The sequence below is a fragment of the Flavobacterium johnsoniae genome, from assembly GCF_030388325.1.
Taxonomy (GTDB): Bacteria; Bacteroidota; Bacteroidia; order Flavobacteriales; family Flavobacteriaceae; genus Flavobacterium; species Flavobacterium johnsoniae_C.
Window position 1 is genome coordinate 3,140,437 of sequence record NZ_CP103794.1, and the last position, 20,453, is coordinate 3,160,889.

Annotated in this window: 15 protein-coding genes; 2 read left to right on the top strand and 13 right to left on the bottom strand. The window is 33.3% G+C overall.

Features of this window, described 5'->3' with window-relative positions:
• Nucleotides 1–29: 29 nt before the first annotated feature.
• The 10 genes from NYQ10_RS13670 to NYQ10_RS13715 form a co-directional block, all read right to left on the bottom strand.
• A complete protein-coding gene (locus tag NYQ10_RS13670; protein ID WP_289876893.1) occupies nucleotides 30–1,496 on the bottom strand; it encodes a hypothetical protein in 1,467 nt (488 codons plus the stop codon).
• Nucleotides 1,483–2,943 (bottom strand): RagB/SusD family nutrient uptake outer membrane protein, encoded by a 1,461-nt coding sequence (locus tag NYQ10_RS13675; RefSeq protein ID WP_289876894.1) that lies wholly within the window; start codon nucleotides 2,941–2,943, stop codon nucleotides 1,483–1,485. The genes NYQ10_RS13670 and NYQ10_RS13675 overlap by 14 nt, the downstream gene beginning before the upstream one ends.
• 4 nt (nucleotides 2,944–2,947) lie before the next feature.
• On the bottom strand, nucleotides 2,948–6,307 hold the full coding sequence (locus tag NYQ10_RS13680; protein WP_289876895.1) for a SusC/RagA family TonB-linked outer membrane protein: 3,360 nt from the start codon (nucleotides 6,305–6,307) through the stop codon (nucleotides 2,948–2,950).
• Between the two features lie 7 nt (nucleotides 6,308–6,314).
• Complete coding sequence (locus NYQ10_RS13685; RefSeq protein ID WP_289876896.1) at nucleotides 6,315–7,421, bottom strand: FecR family protein; 1,107 nt, start codon at nucleotides 7,419–7,421, stop codon at nucleotides 6,315–6,317.
• A gap of 67 nt (nucleotides 7,422–7,488) precedes the next feature.
• Nucleotides 7,489–8,088 carry an RNA polymerase sigma-70 factor gene (locus NYQ10_RS13690; protein WP_289876897.1) on the bottom strand — a complete coding sequence of 200 codons (600 nt, stop codon included), beginning with the start codon at nucleotides 8,086–8,088 and terminating at the stop codon, nucleotides 7,489–7,491.
• Between the two features lie 485 nt (nucleotides 8,089–8,573).
• Entirely contained in the window at nucleotides 8,574–9,926 is a 1,353-nt protein-coding gene (locus tag NYQ10_RS13695; protein WP_289876898.1) for a DUF3526 domain-containing protein, read from the bottom strand.
• A gap of 1 nt (nucleotide 9,927) precedes the next feature.
• Nucleotides 9,928–11,379, bottom strand: a complete 1,452-nt coding sequence (locus tag NYQ10_RS13700; protein WP_289876899.1) for an ABC transporter permease — start codon at nucleotides 11,377–11,379, stop codon at nucleotides 9,928–9,930.
• Between the two features lie 5 nt (nucleotides 11,380–11,384).
• Nucleotides 11,385–13,682: a TonB-dependent siderophore receptor gene (locus NYQ10_RS13705; RefSeq protein ID WP_289876900.1), complete on the bottom strand. Its 2,298-nt coding sequence runs from the start codon at nucleotides 13,680–13,682 to the stop codon at nucleotides 11,385–11,387.
• Between the two features lie 29 nt (nucleotides 13,683–13,711).
• On the bottom strand, nucleotides 13,712–14,407 hold the full coding sequence (locus tag NYQ10_RS13710) for an ABC transporter ATP-binding protein (protein ID WP_289876901.1): 696 nt from the start codon (nucleotides 14,405–14,407) through the stop codon (nucleotides 13,712–13,714).
• Nucleotides 14,408–14,625: 218 nt separating this feature from the next.
• Complete coding sequence (locus tag NYQ10_RS13715; RefSeq protein WP_289876902.1) at nucleotides 14,626–14,976, bottom strand: hypothetical protein; 351 nt, start codon at nucleotides 14,974–14,976, stop codon at nucleotides 14,626–14,628.
• A 658-nt stretch (nucleotides 14,977–15,634) separates the two neighbouring features.
• Between NYQ10_RS13715 and NYQ10_RS13720 the strand changes: the two genes are divergently transcribed.
• On the top strand, nucleotides 15,635–16,384 hold the full coding sequence (locus NYQ10_RS13720) for a 4-hydroxy-tetrahydrodipicolinate reductase (RefSeq protein ID WP_289876903.1): 750 nt from the start codon (nucleotides 15,635–15,637) through the stop codon (nucleotides 16,382–16,384).
• Nucleotides 16,385–16,493: 109 nt separating this feature from the next.
• Here the strand turns inward: NYQ10_RS13720 and NYQ10_RS13725 are convergent, their stop codons facing one another.
• From NYQ10_RS13725 to NYQ10_RS13735, 3 genes are all read right to left on the bottom strand, one after another.
• Complete coding sequence (locus tag NYQ10_RS13725; protein ID WP_289876904.1) at nucleotides 16,494–17,240, bottom strand: succinate dehydrogenase/fumarate reductase iron-sulfur subunit; 747 nt, start codon at nucleotides 17,238–17,240, stop codon at nucleotides 16,494–16,496.
• A gap of 52 nt (nucleotides 17,241–17,292) precedes the next feature.
• Nucleotides 17,293–19,200, bottom strand: a complete 1,908-nt coding sequence (locus NYQ10_RS13730) for a fumarate reductase/succinate dehydrogenase flavoprotein subunit (protein WP_289876905.1) — start codon at nucleotides 19,198–19,200, stop codon at nucleotides 17,293–17,295.
• Nucleotides 19,201–19,347: 147 nt separating this feature from the next.
• A complete protein-coding gene (locus NYQ10_RS13735; RefSeq protein WP_289876906.1) occupies nucleotides 19,348–19,728 on the bottom strand; it encodes a winged helix-turn-helix transcriptional regulator in 381 nt (126 codons plus the stop codon).
• Nucleotides 19,729–19,836: 108 nt separating this feature from the next.
• Here NYQ10_RS13735 and NYQ10_RS13740 point away from each other — a divergent pair, with 108 nt between their 5' ends.
• Nucleotides 19,837–20,448, top strand: a complete 612-nt coding sequence (locus tag NYQ10_RS13740) for an FMN-dependent NADH-azoreductase (protein ID WP_289876907.1) — start codon at nucleotides 19,837–19,839, stop codon at nucleotides 20,446–20,448.
• Nucleotides 20,449–20,453: the final 5 nt, after the last annotated feature.

Below are 20,453 nucleotides of genomic sequence, written 5' to 3' on the forward strand. Positions count from 1 at the left end.
GTTAACCATTAATAATTAACAATTAACAATTATAAAGTGACTTCTTTTGGACACGGAATACTTAAAGCTGCTGGCTTAGTGTAAACTCTATTATTGTACATTCTATATTGCGTCGAAACTGTTCCTCCAAACAGTTTGTCGTTTGTTAATTTTAATTCAAATGAAATTTCATATAAACCATTGCTGATTTCTTTATAAGTTCCTTCCCCAGAAATTGCAATAACATGCGTATTTGTCACGCTAGATCCAATTGTAATATCTTGCGGAATTACGAGAACAGTTCCTTGTGTTTTGCTATTTCCGTTTGCTGGGAAAAATTCTAAAGCTGAGGTAATATTAAATCCTGGAGAAATTGCAGCAGAATTACTTTCGTTAGAAAACCATCTTTTTAAACCAAAAGAATTGACAGTATTTGTTCCGCTGGCAACATTAAACCCGATTTTGAAAGCATCGTGATACACATCATCATTTGGATTTGCAGTTCCTTTATCGCTGTACAAAATAGCATTTTCGTTATCTTTTGTCACTACAACCGGAAAGGTCAAAGCGTTGAAAGTTTGCCAAGAACAAGTTCCATTGTTGTTAAACCAATGTTCTCCGTACGTCAAATAAAAAGCATTTGTTGGATCTGTGAATTTTGATGCTGGATTGGCTTGAATATCTCTTGGCGATTTTATTGGTTTTACAACAGTCAAACTAATACTTCCGGTAGCGTTATAATTTGGCGTATTTACCAATGTTATTTTAGATTCGTAACGAGCATCATCATTCTGAATATCTTCCAGCAATGTTAAATGATAAGTTATTGAATTTCTATTATCTCCAAAATCGTCGTGCGTTAAAGAATATTCAAAACCATTTTGAAATTTAAAAATAGACGCATTTTCTATTTCCGAAGGAAAAAATCCGTTAGGAAAATTTACTTTAAAATCAACAGTTTCGCCAACTTCTCCTTTTATAACAAATTGATTTACTGGAAAAGTGTAATTGGTTGTAATTGCTGCCAAATCAATTTTGAAAGTATCATTAGGATATTCAGTATTTAGATTTCCGATATGAATTTCGGGATCAGAAACCGTTTCTAGTTTTAAAGTAATACTTTGGTTAGCAGTCCATCTTTTGTCAAAAGAAACCGCTATAGTATCCGTTAGTTTATTTCCCTGAAAAGTTAATTGATTCACAGGATTTACTGTAAAACTCTCATTATCATTTGTTGATGAAACCGCACTAAAATTGGCTGTTACACTATTTTTTAAATTTCGGGCAGTTAAAGCAACAGGCACTTTCAGCGTTTTTACAGAAGTATTTACGTAATTTGACTGAGGCACTAAACTTCCGTTTACAATTGGATATTCTACAGGTGTATTATCACTTTTTACCAAGAAATTAAATCTTATAAAAGGATCAATTTCAGAACCTAATTTATAGTCATCTTTTGAACATGAAGTAAATAATATGGCTATAAACAATATGCTAAATATCTTAATACGAGTCATTTTGTTGTAAGTTAGGGTTAAGATTAGTGTTATAGGTTGGTATCGGAAGAACAAATTTTAGAGAAGGATAAGTCAAACTGCAATTTGTTGAAATACAGCCATCATTTCTAGAAATATTTTTATGATTGCGTACAAGATCAAAAAACAAATGACCTTCAAAACAAAGTTCTTTTCTTCTTTCTAAAAGAATATTTTCTTTCAGATTCGTGGTATTTGTTAGTAAAGTAGCATTTGCACGAGCACGAATGATATTTATGTCTGCCATTGCAGCGTCAGATCTGTTGGTTTCTAAAGCAGCTTCGGCACGAATTAAATACATTTCACTTAATCTAAAAGCCACATAACCAGCATTATCTTGATATTTTTTAGTGAAATTATAATTTACATTTGTAAGAACGCCATTTACTAAAGTCTGTAAAGGTTGTGTAAGAAATAATTGTTTTCTTAAGTCGTTGGCTTCGTACAAATTAACCAAGTCATTTGAGGCAACATAACGCTGATAACTTGTAGAGGTTGTATAACCAAATACTTGTGACATAGAAGACATTACTATATCTTCAGAATCTCTTCTGGTAGCAAATTCTAGTAAAATTTCAGATACAGGAAGATCCGGTTGCGTCCATTGCGCAACATAATCTGCAGAAGCTGATAAAGTTACTCCAGAAGTTGTAATTACATCATTTGCTATTGTATACGCATTATTCCAGTCGCCTTTTTGCAAATACACACGCGCTAATAATGCTTTTGTATTATTTGCATTAAATAAAGAATAAGTTTGTCCTGGAAGCAGTGATTGAGACGAATAACTGTCAATTGCTGTCACTAAATCATTTATAATAATCGAATAAGTTTCGGCTACTGTTTTTCTTGCAGGATATTGTATTCCGGCTTTAATAGATTCAGTATTGCAAACAATTCCTAAATGAGAAGCATCTGCAGTATATTTGTAATCTTGGCTATATACAAGAGAAAGCAAAAAATGCGCATAAGCCCTAATTGTTAAAGCCTCTGCCTTTATTTGATTTTTCTCTGCTTGAGTTGCATCGGTAAGGGCAGGAGTATATTCTAAAATTAAGTTCGCCTGATTTATAATATCATAACTTGTATCATAAAATGTTTTAAAATTACTTGTCAGCGCTTGATCATCAAATGAATACGCTTGTTCGATATTTATTGGCGGAGAAATCTGACCTCTGCTGTTTCCAGAAGAAACAGGTGAAAATTTGATGTTTCCTCCTTGAAGATCTGCGTAAACGGCATAACGTTCTCCTCGCATATTAGCTTCTAGTTCATAGTAAAGTCCAGTTAATGCTTGCAAAACTCCTTTTTTGTTTTGCAAAAGCTCGTCTATAGAAGTTTGTGTTCCAGGTTCCTGTTCTAAAAAGTCACTACAGCTTTGCAGTGAGAAAATCAGGAAAAATATAGATAGGTATTTTGAATATTTCATGGTCTTAAAATTTAGCATTAACTCCTAGCGAGATGGTTCTTGCCTGAGGATAAGTAAAACTGTATTCTCTTACTCCGTTCATTCCTTTTGGACTTTTCTCCTTGTACCAATAAGCAACATTTGTCGCATCTGCAAAAACAGAAAGAGTATCTAAGAAGGTATTTTTTAACGGCACATTATAACTTAAATTAACATTGCTGATTCTGATATAAGTTGCATTGTACATGTATTTACTTAAATTAGAAAGCTGCGGAGAAGAAGTTACAGCAGATTGCGAAACAATATCTCCAGGATTTCTCCAATGATCGTATGCATTTACAGAAAGGTTTCTGTTAAAAGTATTCGAGTATTTATCTACCAGTACGTCAGACACTAAGAAGTCACCTCCAATTTGGTAATCTCCTCTAACAGATAAAGTTAAGTTGTTGAAAAAAGTAAAACTATTGTAAAAACCTCCGTAAGCATCTGCTTGTCTGTCTCCAATTGGTTCCCAATCTGCAATGGTGTATAATTCGCCATAGGTTTTGGAATCGTATATTTTACCATTTTTTTCAATAAGATCACGGCCAGTTGCAGGATCAACGCCAGCCCATTTAATTCCCCAAATAGTACTCGTGCTGTAACCAATTTTTTGCGCTAAAGCTATATTTGCTAAAGAATAGTCGCTTCCTAAACCTTTTAAATCGGTTACTTTACTGTCAATTGTAGAAATGTTAAATGCCGTTGTCCATTTAAAAGCATTAGATTTTATCCATTTAATTCTGGTAGTAACTTCAAAACCTTTATTGTACATACTTGCGGCATTTAATTGTACAGAAGAATAACCTGTTTCAGTCGGGACATCTCTTGTTGCAATCAAATTAGTTTTGTTGTCATAATAATATTCTACAGATAATTCAACTCTGTTGAAAATATTAAAATCAAAACCAGCGTTAAATTTGGCGTTTTTTTCCCAAGTTAAATTACCGTTTGGAGCGTCGCCAGTAGTTGCTCCGATTCCGCCATTGTAAGCATTTTGACCAATATTATACAAACCTTTAGAGCGGTAAGAACCAATTCTAGAGTTTCCAGTTGTACCGTAACTTGCTTTTAATTTTAAGAAATCAATCCAAGAAGCAGAATTAAGAAAGTTTTCATTGCTAATAATCCATCCAGCACCGATACCGCCATTATTTGCCACATTCGTATCATCTCCAAAAACAGAGCTTTCATCACGACGATAATTGGCTAATAAAAAGTAACGTTTTTTATAATTATAGTTTAATTGTGAGAATAAAGAAACTCTCGAATTATAACTGATTTCACCTCTGTAAGACTGTCCAGCTTTAGATTCATCCACATTTGGTGTAGCAGGATTATCGTCTCTTATTGCATCTGTAATCTTATTTAGTACGCCTGGATTTACGTATCCAACTCCAGATGAATAATGAAAATCGGTTTTATCTTCACTAAGCTCAAAACCAAGAACACCATCAATACTGTGATTTTCTGTAATATCTTTATTAAATAAAGCTTGTCCTTGCCAATTCCATTTTGTAGAATTTCTTTCGTTTAATAATCTACGTCCCCAAGCTGGATATAAAATTCCTCCAAGTGTAAAAGAACCATTAAACTGACCGCTTTCATTTGCTCCAGAAAAATAGCGATCTTGATCTTTATCACTATAATCCATACCAAAAAGAGTCGCAAATCTGATATTATTATTCAATTTATAAGACAAATTAATGCTTCCTAAAATACCAAATGTTTGCGTTTCATTTTTGTTTTGTTGAATTGCCGCCAACGGATTTCCAGCTGTAGCGCCGCTTACGCCTAAATTTGAAAAAGTTCCGTCTGCATTATATGGAGAAAGAGTTGGAAGATAAGCAAATCCGTAAAAAATATTTGGAGCGTCTTTCTGTACAAAACTCGGATTCAGCATTAAATTAATGTCCCATTTTCCAGAGCTGTAACCTAAATTGATTCCCGCGTTTAACTGTTTTGTATCGTTACCCATCTGAGGCTCATCAATTTTAGTATAGCTAACATTTGTTCGATATGAAAATTTTGAATTAGCACCAGAAACATTAAAATTGTATTTATTGTAAACACCAGCTTGGTTTAATAAACCAAACCAATCGGTATTAATTCCATTGTAAGCAAATGGAACATAGTTCGTTGTCGTATTTTTTAAGTATTGGTTTCTTATTTCAGTATACTGCTCTCCATTTAAGTATTTAATTTGATTAATAGCCGAAGAAACCCCAAGCTGATTAGAAAAACCAAACTGAGTTTTCCCTTTTTTTCCTTTTTTAGTGGTAATCAAAATAACGCCATTTGCACCATCAGCACCGTAAATACCTACTGCCGCAGCATCTTTTAAAACCGAAATAGTTTCTATATTTTCTGGAGCAATTTTCATTAACGGATTAGTCAGATTTTCAGCAAAAGTTCCAGATCCGTCAAAATCTCCACCATCGATAGCATATTCTTCACTCATCACAACGCCATCAACAATAATTAAAGGTTGCGAAGAAGTTCCAGTAATTGCATTGGTTAAAGACGATAATGTTCCTTTACCACGTATATTAATTTTAACAGGACCGCCAACACCAGAAGTATTTTCTACCATAACTCCAGCAATTTGTCCAGTAATCATTTTGTCGAAACTTTCTGAAGCTTGTTCTACCGCAATATCTTTTGCGTTTAATATAGAAATACTCCCAACAATTTCTTCTTTTAATTTTGTTGTTCCATAAGAAGACGTAATAATAACCGGATTTAACTCGTCTGCTGATTCTTGCAAGTAAAAAACAAAATTCTTTTTATCGTCTGCTTTTTGAGATTGAGATTCCATTCCTAAAAAACCTACTTCAAGAACAAGATTCGGAATATCATTTCCTTTTAACTGATAAACAAATTTTCCGTTAAAATCTGTAATAGCGCCCATTCCAGTTCCTTTTACACGAATTGTAGCGCCAGGAAGCGGCTGTTTGTCTTTTGCATTATAAACAGTTCCTGTAATAAAACGCTCTGTTTCTTGATTCGCGCCAGAATCATTAGAAGTGTTTGAGTTGGTCAATAAAACTTGCTTTTTCTGAATGTAAAACGAGATATTTTTTCCGTTAAATAATGTCGTCAAAGTCTTTTCTAAAGAAGCATTATCAACATTAATATCTGCTAATTGTTCGGTATCAATTTTTCGAGCGTTATAAATAATTCTAAAATCTGTTTGCTCTTCAATAGATTTGATAATTAGACTTATAGGTTTATTTTTTACGTGTAATGTAATAGTTTTATTTTGAGAAAAAGCCGAAAAACAGGATAAAAGAAAGCCTAAGAAAAATAGAATTTTTCTTGAATTGGGATGTATCGTAAATGTCATGTTTTATTTAGTTATGGAAAATTGGTGTAATAGTAATTGTGTTTTGTTTAATAGAATAATTAAATGGCGTGTCGCGTTTTAGAAGCTCTAAAATGTTTTCGACACTAGATTCACTAATTTTTATTGAACCTGTAAAACTCTGTTTGGCCAAAACAGCATTTTCGTTGATAATTTCGACGTCGTAGGTACGTTCAATAATCTTAATAATTGTTGAAAATGGGGTATTTTGAAATGCAAGTTCACCTTGAGTCCAAGCTTCATAAAATGAGGTGTCCACTGTTTTGGTGATCATTTTTTTGGACTCGCTTTGCCAAACTGCCATTTGGGTTGGCTTAAGCAAAACGGCATTTAAAGGATTGTCTTTTTCAGACATTTGAATGCTTCCTTCGACCAAAACACTGCTCACGGTTTTGTCTTCAGGATAAGCACTTACATTAAATCTTGTTCCGAGAACTTCTATATCAACTTCTTCAGAATGAACAATAAACGGATGCTGCTTGTCTTTGGCAACTTCAAAAAATGCTTCACCGGATAAATAAACATTCCTTTTTCCGTTAATTCCAAATTGTTCCGGATAACGTAAAGTCGTTCCAGAATTTAAACTCACAAGGGTACCATCTGAAAGTTTAAGTTTGAAAGTTTTTCCGTAAGGAACTGTAAGCGTGTGATATAAAACTTCTGTATCGAGAACTTTTCCGAAATACATAATCTGATCAGGAAATTTTCTGGCAACCAATTCGCCTTTGTCATTAACCAAAGCGTTTAGATTTTTTTCAGAAAAGTATTCTAATCTTCCATCGCCTAATTCGAGAACAATTTCTTTAGAAGTTGTTGTTCTTTCATTAAAATAAAAAGCAAGCCTAGCCAAACCAATACAAACAACAAGAACGGCCGCGTATTTAAAATACTTTCTAATGTTGTTTTTTGGTTTTAAAGTAACAACAGGAACTTCACGTGAAATAGTTCCAGTAAGCGCTGTTAAAGCCCAAGTCTTTTTTAAAGTTATAAATTCCTTCTTGTTTTCTTCTGATGCATCAATCCACTCAAAAAGTTGTGCAACTTCTTGTTCAGATGCTTCATTAGACAAGTATTTATAAATTATTTCCAATGTCATAAATGCGTTTTTAAACTTCTCGCTATAGTTAGTACACTTCAGAAATAAAAAACCCTACCTTTTATTTTTACTTATTACAAATAAGGATAAAAATTAGGAACAAATAATCGGATAATTTGGTTTTTAAAATCTTCAAAGCCTTTGTCATATGGGCTTCTACGGCTTTTAAAGTCACTTCCATTTCTTCTGCGATTTCTGCATTTTTTTTATTCTCAAAACGTTTTTTTATAAAAACTTCGCGAGTTTTGGGTGGTAAATCGTTAATTGATTCCTGAATTATTCGTTCTAATTCGGTTAATTCTAAAGTGTCAAATTGAACTGAATTTAAAACTTCAATATTCAATTCTTTTTCTTTTTGGTTAAGAAGGTCGTTTTTGAATTTATCTTTCACTTTGTTGTGACGAATTAAATTCAAACATTTTGATTTGGCGTAAGTATATAAGAAAGCCTGAATTCCATTAATAGATTCTACGCTTTCTCTATTTTGCCATAAGTGTAGTAGGGCTTCTTGAGCAAGATTTTCAGCTTCATCATGATCATAAATAAACTGAATACTGAAAGATTGAATTCTCCTAAAATATTTGTCGTAGAAAAACTTAAAGGCAGTTTCGTTTCCATCCTTAAAGGAATGGAAAAGTTCTAATTCGAAACTGGTATTGTTATTCATCAAACGAAATTTACTTTGGATAAGCAATATTAAGTAAATTTTAAAAAAAACTCGATTTTGCTTAGAAAGCGGCAAATATAAAAGTTTATTTATATTAATTCTAAATAAAATAAAATTATTGAATATTTGGAGAAATTTTATTCAGAATTGGTTGATTTTAACACAAAGAGTGCTAAGGTTTACGCAAAGTTCGCAAGGTTTTTTGATATGCTGGATTTAATAAAAACGCAAAAGTTCGCAAAGCTTTGAGTAAAAACTTTGCGAACTTATTTTTTTGCCACAGATTAAAGGATTAAAATTTTTAAAATCTTTTTAATCTGTGAAATCTGTGGCTAAATATTGCGTTCCAATGGTTGAAACCATTGGCTATATTTCCCATTTTGGAATCTTTGTGAACTTTTATGGTAAAAAACTACCCGCAAAGCTTAAAAAAACTTAGCGAACTTTGCATAAATCTCAGCGCTCTTTGCGTTAAAATAAAACAGTTAAAAAACTGCTCTAGTATTAAAATTCCTCCATCCTAAACCTATCAAAAATAAAATGAAAAGCAATAAAGGCAAAAATGCTTTTGTAAAACTATTTTTAGATGCATCTTTAAAAGTTTCTACTTTAAATTTATCCCATTTTTCATTATTTACAGCCGCTTCAGAGAATATTTTCGGATAAAAATACAATCTCATTTTTTCATGAAATTTACTGGTTTCTTTCAAAAACAAAAGTTGGTTTTCTAAATCGGAATGCGCGATTTCATTCAATTGTAATTGTGTATGAAGCGTCGGAATAAATTGTGCGATTTTTTGACTAGCAAGGTTTCGCTGTTGAAGTTTAGCTTCCAATTCGCTTGACAAAACTGCCGATTCATCGTCGCCCATTTGTTGCATGGCATAATACCAAAGCCAGCTAAATTCTTTGTCTTTTGGAATTTTATACGATCTAAACTGCGGATAATGTTTGTAAAATTTCTCCATCGTTTCATTTTTATCCGTGTCCCATTTTTCATGATAGGCATTTCGCTGTTTTAAAGTCAATTCTAAAGCTTCGGGAACTTTGTACTGATTTACGATATAAGCATTGATTCCGGCTGGAACAATGATGATTAAAAACAGCCAAATCGTCAATAAAATAACTGCATTAAAATTAGAATGCTTTTGAAGAGAAACAATAAAAAAGCAAACTGCAAACCAAAATAAAATATACAAAACTGCAATTCCGTAGAAAATGAAAAAAGATTGATCTAAAGGAATTTTTAAAAATAAAACAGCAATAAAAAGTAAAATACTCAATAACGCTATTAAACTTAAAATTTTGATATAGAATAGTTTTAAGATATACAGAAATGTGTTTTGACTTTGTGTGGCTACAATTTTCCAAGTTCCGCTTTCTTTTTCTTCAGAAATAATATTGTATGAAAATGATATAATTAAAAGCGGGAAAAGATAAATCAGAACAAAACTAAAATCAATATTTCCTGCTAAAAGATTGTTCGCATTGTTAAGTTCGGCATCGTATTTCTGACCTTCTAAACCACGAATTGTCACACTTTGAATGGACGGATTTACATCGCGCTGTCCGATTGCTAAACTGTTGATTGGTAAGGTTTCATTAACTAAAGAAAACTTTATATAATACAATAAAAGTCCGATTTCGTCTTTATGAAATTCCGCATTTCTGGCAATATGTTCTTTTTGATAAATGGAAGCTTCCTGAATATTATTTTGCTGTTTGCTTTGAAATTGTTTTCCAATTAACAGACTTATAAAACCAATGCACAGCAAGAAAAGCAAACCAATTTTGGTTCCTTTTGACCGAATGAAATTTTTGAATAGTAATGATAACATATTAAATGGCTTTAAGTTTTTGAGCTGCGATTCTAACTAAAATGAAAAGCAACGTAATCCAGAGAACAATCGAAATAATCGAAATGATTTCGTTTCTTAAAACGGTTTCGATTGGTTTGGGTTCATAATGAAAATCTTCCATATCGGCCCAATGTTCTTTGCCAATTGTCAAAGGTTTATCATTTGGTCCAGGTTTTTTATTGCTGATGTATTTAATCTGCAAAGCATTCATTTTTTGAGCCATTTTATAACGATAATCTTCGGCCTGTTTCTGAAAGTCGATATACGATTCGTAATCTGTGTTTGATAATCCCATCGAAAGATTTTTCATCGCGATATACGGATTCAGGAAAGAAACTGTTTTAGAAAAACTATTTTGTTTTTTATAAATCTGAAGTAATTCAGCCAAATGCTCATTATAAATTCTTGAACTTATTTTTTCGCCTTCAGTCATAATAAATCCAGAATAATTGAATGGAAGTTTCTGAACGGAATCGACTTTGTAAGCGTGTAAAAGCGAATCTTTTATCGCTTTATAATGCGGATCATTTGGATTATGACTGTCGCCTTGTTTTAAAATATCTTTCTCAATATCGCTGTTAAATTGGATTTTTGAAGGTGCTTCATAAATATACGCTCCAATTGCCTGAGTCGTTCTTGGTAAAATAATGGTGAAAAGCAACCAAATTCCGATAAGCGTAATTAATGCTTTTTTAGAAGTTTTACTAATCGCCGAAATCAAAACCGCAATAACACAGAAGAATAGGAGATAAGCAAAATGAAAAAGTATAAACAAAATCATTTTGATTGTTTCGTCTGCCGCAATGTTAAAATCTTGAAGAAACAGCCAAACTAAAACCAAAACAATAATGGTTGGAACAAAAAGCATCATAATAACGCTGGCAACACCCAAAATCTTTCCAGTTAAAAGCTGTTTCCAATTGATTTCTTGCGTTAGAAGTATTTTTAAAGTACCATTTTCTCGTTCGTAAGCAATCGAATTAAATCCAAGAAAAAAGATCAATAAAGGCAGTAAAACTTGCAAAACCATTGCAATACTGATTTCTCCAAATCGAAGCATGCTATTTGAAAATCCCGCTTCAGAAAAATTGGCTGTATTTTGTTTGTGAGCTTCAAGGAAAATGGCATTTCCAAAAAATGGTTCCATTCCGAATTCAAAAACGCTCAAAGAAGTACTTTTTCTAAAAGCAAAATTTCCGTAATGCGCCATTCTATGCGGATTCTTGTCTGGATTTTTTAACCAATCTTCTCTTGATTCGTGCTGGTATTTTTCGCTGGTTTCGTTCTGGGTTTTATAATTTTCCCAACCGGAAAATGTAGCGTATAAAAGTAAAATACCAATAAAAATTGTGATAATAAAGACCGCCGAATTTTTAAAAACAGATTGCCTTAAATGTTTGGCAATTAAAAGTTCTGAATGTAATATTTTCATATAAACTAAAATTTATAAGTTACAGTTAAGCTTGCGTTTCTAGGACTTCCAGGAAATAATCTCAAATAATTTTGAGCACCTAACCAATACGTTTTATTTAGAAGATTTCCGGCATTTGCAGCGATTTGTATATTGCTGTTATTAGGTTTGTAATAAAGCGCTGCATCAAAAATGGTAAAATCAGGAAGCGTAAAATCTCTTGTAAACCAAGGCACTTTGCTGCTTTGATATTGCATTCCAAAACCAATTCCGAAATCGTCTAAAGCAGAATCTGAAGCAAAGTTGTAGCGTGTCCACAAATTGGCGCTGTTTTTAGGCGTATTTTGCTTTCTCTGACCAATTAAAGAAGCGTTGGCATCATTTGTAATTTCGGCATCGATATAACTATACGAAGCGTTTATTTGCCAATCTGGCGTAATATATCCAGCTAAATCGCATTCAAAACCACGACTTCTTTCGCCGCCTCTTGTCACCAAAAGATCTGGATTTGCAGGATCATTCGCGTTCATCAAAATATTACGCTGATTGATTTCGTAAACCGCGGCATTAAAACTTACATTATTATTGAAGAAAACGGCTTTCATTCCAAACTCTTTCAAATCACTTTCCAACGGTTTAAAAAGACTTCCGGCAGGTAAACTTCCAGTTTGAGGCATTAAAGTTGTCGTGTTCGATTGCGGCTGATAACCTTCTAAATAAGTGGTATAAACATTTATCGCGCTATTTATGGCATACGTAACACCAATTCTTGGTAATAAAGCGGTTTTCTTAACGGTTAATTCTTTATTAGATTTATAATTGGTAATATCTTCAAACCATTCGTTTCTCAACCCCAATAAAAAAGTAAATTTTTCCCATTGAATTTGATCTTGAATATAAACTGCATTAGTCGTCGTAAGAGCAGAAGGAAGCGCTGTACGCACGTTTATTACGTAATCTTCCGTATTTCTTAAAGCGTAAGAAGGATTATTCAAATCAAAGAAATTGACATTTGGTTTTGGTAAAACAACACCGTTTACCGTTACTGTTTGATAGTTTGAAGCATTTGCGGGAACAAAAGAATTGGCAACACTTCCGTCTTTCAGTAAATAACCTCTCGCCGCATTTTGTCCGCCTCCAATGTTTTTATTCCAACTGCTTAAATCATAGCCCGTCAATAGTTTATGATTTAATTTTCCTGTTTTAAAATCAAAATTAAAATAAGCGCTCAAATTGTCAACATCCCAATATTGCTGGCGTAGTACAAATTGCATCATTGCCAGACTCGTAACAGGCTGATTGTTCATATCGACAGCAAAAGCATTTGTAGTGCGATGTTCTTGAAGGTTTTCTGTCCAAGTTTGTTTCATATACGAAGCATTAAAACCAATTTTTGAAGTGAATTTATGAGCTAAATTCGTCATCAAAATCATTTCTTTAGATTTAAAATAATCTCCTGAAGCGCCTAAATTCAAGCTAATTGGAGTTTGGTTTAAATTAGTCGAACCTGCAACAGCACCAAAAATCGGTTGTCCGCGATCTAAAACTCCTGTCATGTCGCTGAGAATCAATTCGGTATTAATAGCCGTTTTTTCGTTCGGAACATAACTGAAAGAAGGAGAAATCAAATAAGACTTATTATTAACTAAATCACGAAATGATTTTGCTTCTTGATACGCTCCGTTTACACGATATAAAAGTGTTTTTGAATCGTTTAAAGGTCCTGTAAAATCCAAAGTTCCTCGAATTGTACTGAAACTTCCAACAGTAAAGCTCACTTCTTTTCGGTCAATTGCCAAAGGTTTTTTCGTTACCATATTAATACTTCCGCCAGGATCTACAGAAGAAAACGTTGCGCTAGAAGGACCTTTAATAACTTCAACTCGCTCAATATTAGTTGTTAATGGTTGTAGAAAATAATATTGTCTAGTTCGCATTCCATTGATAATCTGACCTTCTTCGTTCTGACTGATGCCTCGAATAGTGTATTGATTGTAATAACTTGCTGGAATAACTCCGCTTGCCATTTTTACAACATCGGCGAGATAAATGGCGCCTTTATCGGCAATTAATTCTTTTGTAATACTCGAAATAGACTGTGGAATATCTTTGTTTAAAGTGGCCGTTTTAGTAGCCGAAAAAGAATAATCGCTATTGTACTTTCGCGTTGAGCGACCAATAATTTCGACAGTTTGCAATTCGTTGCGTTTGCTTTCTAATTCCAGAGAATCTTTAGTAATGCTGTCTTTAACTTTTTTGTTAGTTTGCGCATTTAAAATAGAAAAAGTGCTTACTAAGAATAGTAAGCAAAATAGATGTTTCATTTTTATAGTGATGGAAATCGAGTTTCCTTTTAAACCGTTTGTAAATACAAATTTTCTAATTCGTTGGCAGAAATTTTCTCTGCTTCAATTACTGTAACTAAGTTTCCTTGTTTCATAATTCCGATGTGAGTAGCCACTTCGCGCGCTCTAAAAATATCGTGAGTTGCCATTAAAATTGCTGTTCCGTCTGCCGAAAGTTCTTTTAAAATCTGAGAAAACTCATTAGATGCTTTCGGGTCTAAACCGCTGGTTGGTTCGTCTAGCAAAAGCACTTTCGCTTTTTTAGCAATGGCAATCGCAATTCCCACTTTCTGACGCATTCCTTTAGAATATCCTCCAAGATTTTGATCGTGCGCTTTAGTTTGTAATCCCGCTTTATTTAAAAAGTAAACCAATTCTCCTTTTGAGTATTTAAAACCTGCCAATGAAGAGAAAAATTTCAGGTTTTCTAATCCAGTTAAATTCGGATAAAGCATTACTGTTTCTGGAATGTACGCCACAAATTCTTTTGTCGTTTTAGCATTTAAAACAACAGGTATATCGTTGATGGTTAAAGTTCCTTCAGTTGGTTCGATAAAACCTAAAAACAAGTTTATTGTTGTGGTTTTTCCGGCACCGTTTTGGCCTAAAAGCGCAAATATTTCGCCTTCTTTAATATTTAAATTCAGATCGTTTAAAGCAATATTATCGCCATATTTCTTAGTCAGATTTTCAGCTGTAAGCATAATTATTTATGATTTGGATTTTAATTTTGAGAATTGTAAATAATGTTTCAGGCGAGCTTTAATAAGCCTGCCTAAATAATTTCGATAAAATGAATGATAAAAGTTTACTGCGATTTATTCGCGAAAGCATCACTAAAACAGACAAAGAAATGTCTGAATTAATGTATAATAGATCAAATAGATTTCTTCGCTCAAAAGCGAATTAAAAAGGGGGTAAACTAAAATAAAGCAGGAGGAGCTCTTAAGGAAAACAAACTTCCTTTGAAGAATGTAGAAACTGATTTTGTATAAGCAAATACAGAATTGCTTTCAAATTGTACTTTCTTAAAAATTACAATTTGATGTGAATTTGGAATGAAAGTGCTGAATGTAAAATGACAAACATGACATTTTGAATCGACTTCATGACTATGGGTTATTTCCTTTTGATTGGCACTTGAGTGGTGTACGCAAGGTTTCTCTGAAAGCTGTTTGAAAAAATGCTCGTAAGAATGCACCGTCTGAAACAGCATGGCAAACAATACTGCAAAAGAGGCTAAGAAATTTACTAATACGATTCTTTTTTTCATTCAATTTTTTTCTGTGCAATTTTTAAATATCTAATATTGAAATATATAATCGCAACAGAGTTGCAAATATAGGCATCTTATTTATAAATATTATATCTGCAATGTTTTTTTATCTTTAATTTTGAGTTCAAATCCTTTAATTACAGGCGTTTCACAGGTTGCTGTAAAATAATTTCAAAGTATGGATGCAGGAAAAATCGTCAAAATATTCATCCAAAGCTTCCTCAAAAATTGTTTTTAGTCTTTGGAATACGGTCAAAAAATAATTTAGATTTCAGTTTTTCGATGTCTAGATTTCTAAAAATTGAACTTGCTTTTTCTTAGATTATTAATTTTTTTAAGTGCTTTTTTTTTAGCATCATGAAGTATTAAAGTAAAAAATATTTATAAAATTATTATAAAAAACAAACTAGTTCCTTTGTGATTATAAGTTAGATCATCAATTTCTGATTTCTAATTAACAGAAAAAGTAGTATTAATAAGTAAGTTTTTTGTTATAAAATGCAATTTTAACTCGGATTTCTGTTATAATTTTCCTAGTTTTACTCAAGCAGCAGTTTTAAATCTGTTGAATTAAATTAAAATTTAGATTGATATTTATCACTTTACAATATCAATTTTCTAACGGGCATTCCGCTCATTAAAAATACAAATGCTTATGAAAATAGGATTAATCGGATTCGGGAAGACTGGAAAATCAGTAGCTTCAATATTATTAGAAAATAAAAAATTCTGCTTAGAATGGGTTTTAAGACAAAGTACAGTTTTGGAACATAGATCTGTACCAGAATTTTTTGGAGTGCAGTCAGACGAACCCGGCTTAATCTATTCAAGTTCAAAAACTTCAATTGAAGAATTGCTAGAAAAACATCCGGTAGATGTAATTATTGACTTTTCTTCTCATCAAGGAATTTATACTTATGGTGAAGCTGCTGCGAAAAAGAAAGTCAAAATCATTTCTGCGATTTCACATTATAAAGAAAAAGAGTTGCAATTTTTAAAGAAATTAGGACAGAAAACAACCGTTTTTTGGTCGCCAAATATAACTTTGGGAGTTAACTATTTATTGTTTGCCGCAAAGTTCTTAAAGAAAATAGCACCTTGGGTTGATATTGAAGTAAATGAAGAGCATTTTAAAGCCAAAGAAGGAACTTCTGGAACAGCAATAAAAATTGCTGAAGCGCTAGATGTAGATACTGAGAATATCAATTCTGTTCGGGCGGGCGGAATTGTTGGAAAACATGAAGTTATTTTCGGATTTCCTTTTCAAACGGTACGAATTATTCACGAATCTATTTCTAGAGAAGCCTTTGGAAATGGAGTTATTTTCGTTGCCGAAAACATTAAAGAAAAAGAAGACGGTCTTTACAATTTTGAAGATATATTGACACCGTATTTTACTGTGTAGAATAGTTTAATCTCGCAAAGACGCGAAGTCGCAAAGTTTCTTTTTAGGCCTTTAAAATTTAACGACTTTGCGTCTTTGCGAGAAATTCTCTGTAGTATTTTAAATTACTTTACTTCCTAAAAGCCAAAGCTTTCATATATTCTAAATTCATTTTGGCAATAGAAAGTACTGAGATTCCTTGCGGACATTCGATTTCGCAGGCACGTGTGTCAGAACAAGCTCCAAAACCTTCTTCATCCATTTTTTTTACCATTGTTAGAGCACGTTTAGAAGCTTCTACTTTTCCTTGTGGCAACAACGCTAAATGCGTTATTTTGGCTCCGACAAATAAAGCTGCGCTGGCATTTTTGCAAGAAGCAACACAAGCTCCACATCCAATACAAGCGGCGGCATCAAAAGCTTCTTCTGCAATTTCATAAGAAATCGGAATACTGTTTGCCTCAGGCGCTTGACCAGTTGAAGCACCAATAAAACCTCCAGAAGCAATAATGGAATCAAAAGCTTTTCGGTCAATTTTTAAATCTCGTAAAACAGGAAAAGCTTTGGCGCGAAAAGGTTCAATATAAATAGTATCTCCGTCTTTAAAACTTCTCATATGAAGTTGGCAAGTTGTAGTATTTTTTAAAGGACCATGCGCTCTTCCGTTAATCATTACGCCACATTGACCGCATATTCCTTCTCGGCAATCATGATCAAATTCTATAACGCGTTCGCCTTGCTGAATTAGATTTTCGTTTAAAAGATCCAACATTTCAAGAAAAGACATATGTTCTGAAACTCCATCAATTTCATAATCTGTCATTTCTCCTTTTGTAGAAGAATTAAATTGCCTCCAAATTTTAAGATAAAGCTTCATAGCATATTAATTAATAATTGATAATTATGAATTGATAATTGTTAATTATCAATTATTTATAGCTTCTAACAGCCAATTCTACAGCTTCAAAGACAAGAGGTTCTTTGTGCAGTTTAGGTTCTTCATTATTTCCTTTCCATTGCCAAGCCGAAACGTAGCAGAAATCCTCGTCATTTCGAACGGCTTCACCATCAGGAGTTTGATATTCTTCCCTAAAATGTGCTCCGCATGATTCTTCGCGTTGTAAGGCATCATAACACATTAATTCGGCTAATTCGATATAATCTGCAATTCGTCCAGCTTTTTCCAATTCGCTGTTGAGTGTATTGTCGCCTGTAATTCTGAGATCTTTTTCGAATGAAGCTTTCAATTCTCGAATTTCAATTAAAGCCTCTTCTAAATTTTTTCTGTTTCTAGAAAGACCACATTTTTCATATAATAATCGTCCAATTTTTTTATGAAAATAATCAGCAGAAAGAGTTCCGTTAGTATGTAAAAAACAATCTAATTGTCTTCTTACCGCTTTTTCAGCTTCCTCAAAAGCAGGATGAGAAACATCATATTTTGTTGCATTTAATTCGCCTGATAAATAATTAGGAATGGTATATGGAGCAATAAAATAACCATCGACACAAGCCTGAAGTAGTGAATTTGCTCCCAAACGATTAGCGCCATGATCGGCAAAATTAGCTTCGCCTAAAGCAAATAACCCTGGAATTGTTGTCATTAGTTCATAATCTACCCAAAGTCCGCCCATTGTAAAGTGCGCAGAAGGAGAAATAAGCATAGGTTCTTTATAAGCATTTATTCCTGTAATTTTTTCATACATGGTAAAAAGATTGCTGTATTTTACCTCAATTGCATCTTTTCCCTGCGCTTTTATAGCATCTGAAAAATCTAAATAAATAGCGTTTTTCATTGGACCAACGCCATGTCCGGCATCAATTCTTTCCTTTGCAGCGCGCGACGAAATATCTCTCGGAGCCAAATTTCCAAACGAAGGATAGCGACGTTCTAAATAATAATCTCTTTCTTCCTCGGGAATTAAATTTGCCTTTCTGTCATCATTTGCGGTTTTGGGAACCCAGATTCGTCCATCATTTCGAAGCGATTCAGACATTAAAGTCAACTTAGATTGATTTTCGCCATGTTGTGGAAGTGAAGTAGGATGAAACTGAATCCAACTCACGCCAGCCATAAAAGCACCTTTTTTGTGCGCTCTCCAAACGGCAGAACTATTACACCCCATTGCTAAAGTCGACAAATAATATACTTTTCCGTAACCTCCAGAAGCCAAAACAACAGCATCTGCAGCATAACGTTCGATAGTTCCAGTTTCTAGATTTCTTGCAATTATGCCTTTGGCTTTGCCATCAATAACAACCAATTCGAGCATTTCATGACGTGTGTATAATGCTATCTTTCCTAGAGCGACTTGTCTTTCTAAAGCTTGATAAGCACCCAATAAAAGCTGCTGTCCTGTCTGTCCTCGGGCATAAAAAGTTCTAGAAACCTGAACGCCGCCAAATGATCGATTGTTTAGATATCCAGCGTATTCTCTAGCGAAAGGAACACCTTGAGCCACAGCATGATCGATAAGATGTGCAGAACATTCTGCTAAACGATACACATTGGCTTCTCGAGATCTAAAATCACCACCTTTAATAGTATCGTAAAACATTCTGAAAGTGCTGTCTCCATCATTTTTGTAGTTTTTGGCTGCATTTACTCCGCCTTGAGCGGCAACAGAATGTGCACGTCTAGCAGAATCCTGAAAACAAAAGGATTGAATATTATAGCCTTGTTCTGCGAGTGAAGCTGCACAGGAAGCGCCCGCAAGACCGGTGCCTACAACTATAATATTTAGTTTTTTTCGGTTTGCTGGATTAACTAACTTCGCTTTAGACTTGTAAAGATTCCATTTATCAGCAAGAGGACCTTCGGGTATTTTTGACTCCATATTTTTAGTGGTTTAAAATAAAGTGCAACAAAATTTTAAAAAGAAACTAAATTGTAAGGAAGTCCTAATTTACTATAAATTATTGATTTACAGTTTAAGAAAGTAAGTATTTTATATAGTTTTTTATGATTTTAAATCGAAATGCAATTATTCATTTCGATTTCCGATAATCTCTTTTCGATGTAAAGTTCCCCATTCATTTAACGCACTTATGACGTTATACAAAGTGTGGCTGTGTTCTGTTCTAGCATATTCAACAGTTGGAGGAAATGTATCATAGACAGTTCTGATAACTAATTTATTTACCTCAAGATCTTTAAGTTCTTTGGAAAGCATTTTATCTGTGATGCCATTTATATCTTTAGAAATTTCCTTAAATCGTTTTGGTCTGTTTGACAAAGCTATCAAAATTGGAAGTTTCCATCTTCCGCTTAAAACTTCGAGAGCATCTCTTACCGGTAATAATGAAGCAAGACATTCTTCTGGCTGACAGTCCATTTCTTTCGTTAATTCACTTTTTGTTTTCATGTATATACTGTTACTATCCTCAAGTATAGTGCTATCCTCAAGGATAGTACTATAAAAGAGATAGTAAATGTAAATAAGTTTGTATTGTAAAACAAATGATATACAATTATGAGCCAAAGAATTCTACAAATACTAACAAGTACTAATGGAGAAAATTCATTTAGTAACCAATTATCTAATGCTGTTATCGAAAAACTAAAAGCAGCAAATCCGAGCAGTACAGTACAAACACTTGATCTTTCTAAAACGCCTTTGCCATATTTAACAGGTTCACATATTAGTGCCGTTTATGCGCCTGCTGAAACACATTCGGAAGAACAAAAATTGGCACTCAAATATTCAGATGATGCAATCGAAAATTTATTGGAATCTGATGTTATAGTGATTGGAGTTCCTTTATATAATTTCGGAATTCCTGCAGTTTTGAAAGGATGGATTGATCAGATTGCTAGAGCAGGCAAGACTTTCAGTTATGCTGACGGATCGCCAAAAGGATTGGTAAATAATAAAAAAGTGTATTTATCAATTGCATCAGGTGCAATATTTTCTGAGGGACCGTACAAAAGTTATGATTTCTCTGAATCGTATTTACGAACGGTTTTCGCCTTTTTAGGAATGACCGATGTAACAACATTTCGCGTAGAAGGAACTGCAATTCCTGATTTTGCAGCCAATGCATTGCCTAAAGCTTTATCTTCTGTTGAGGAATTTGCTTTTTAAATTTA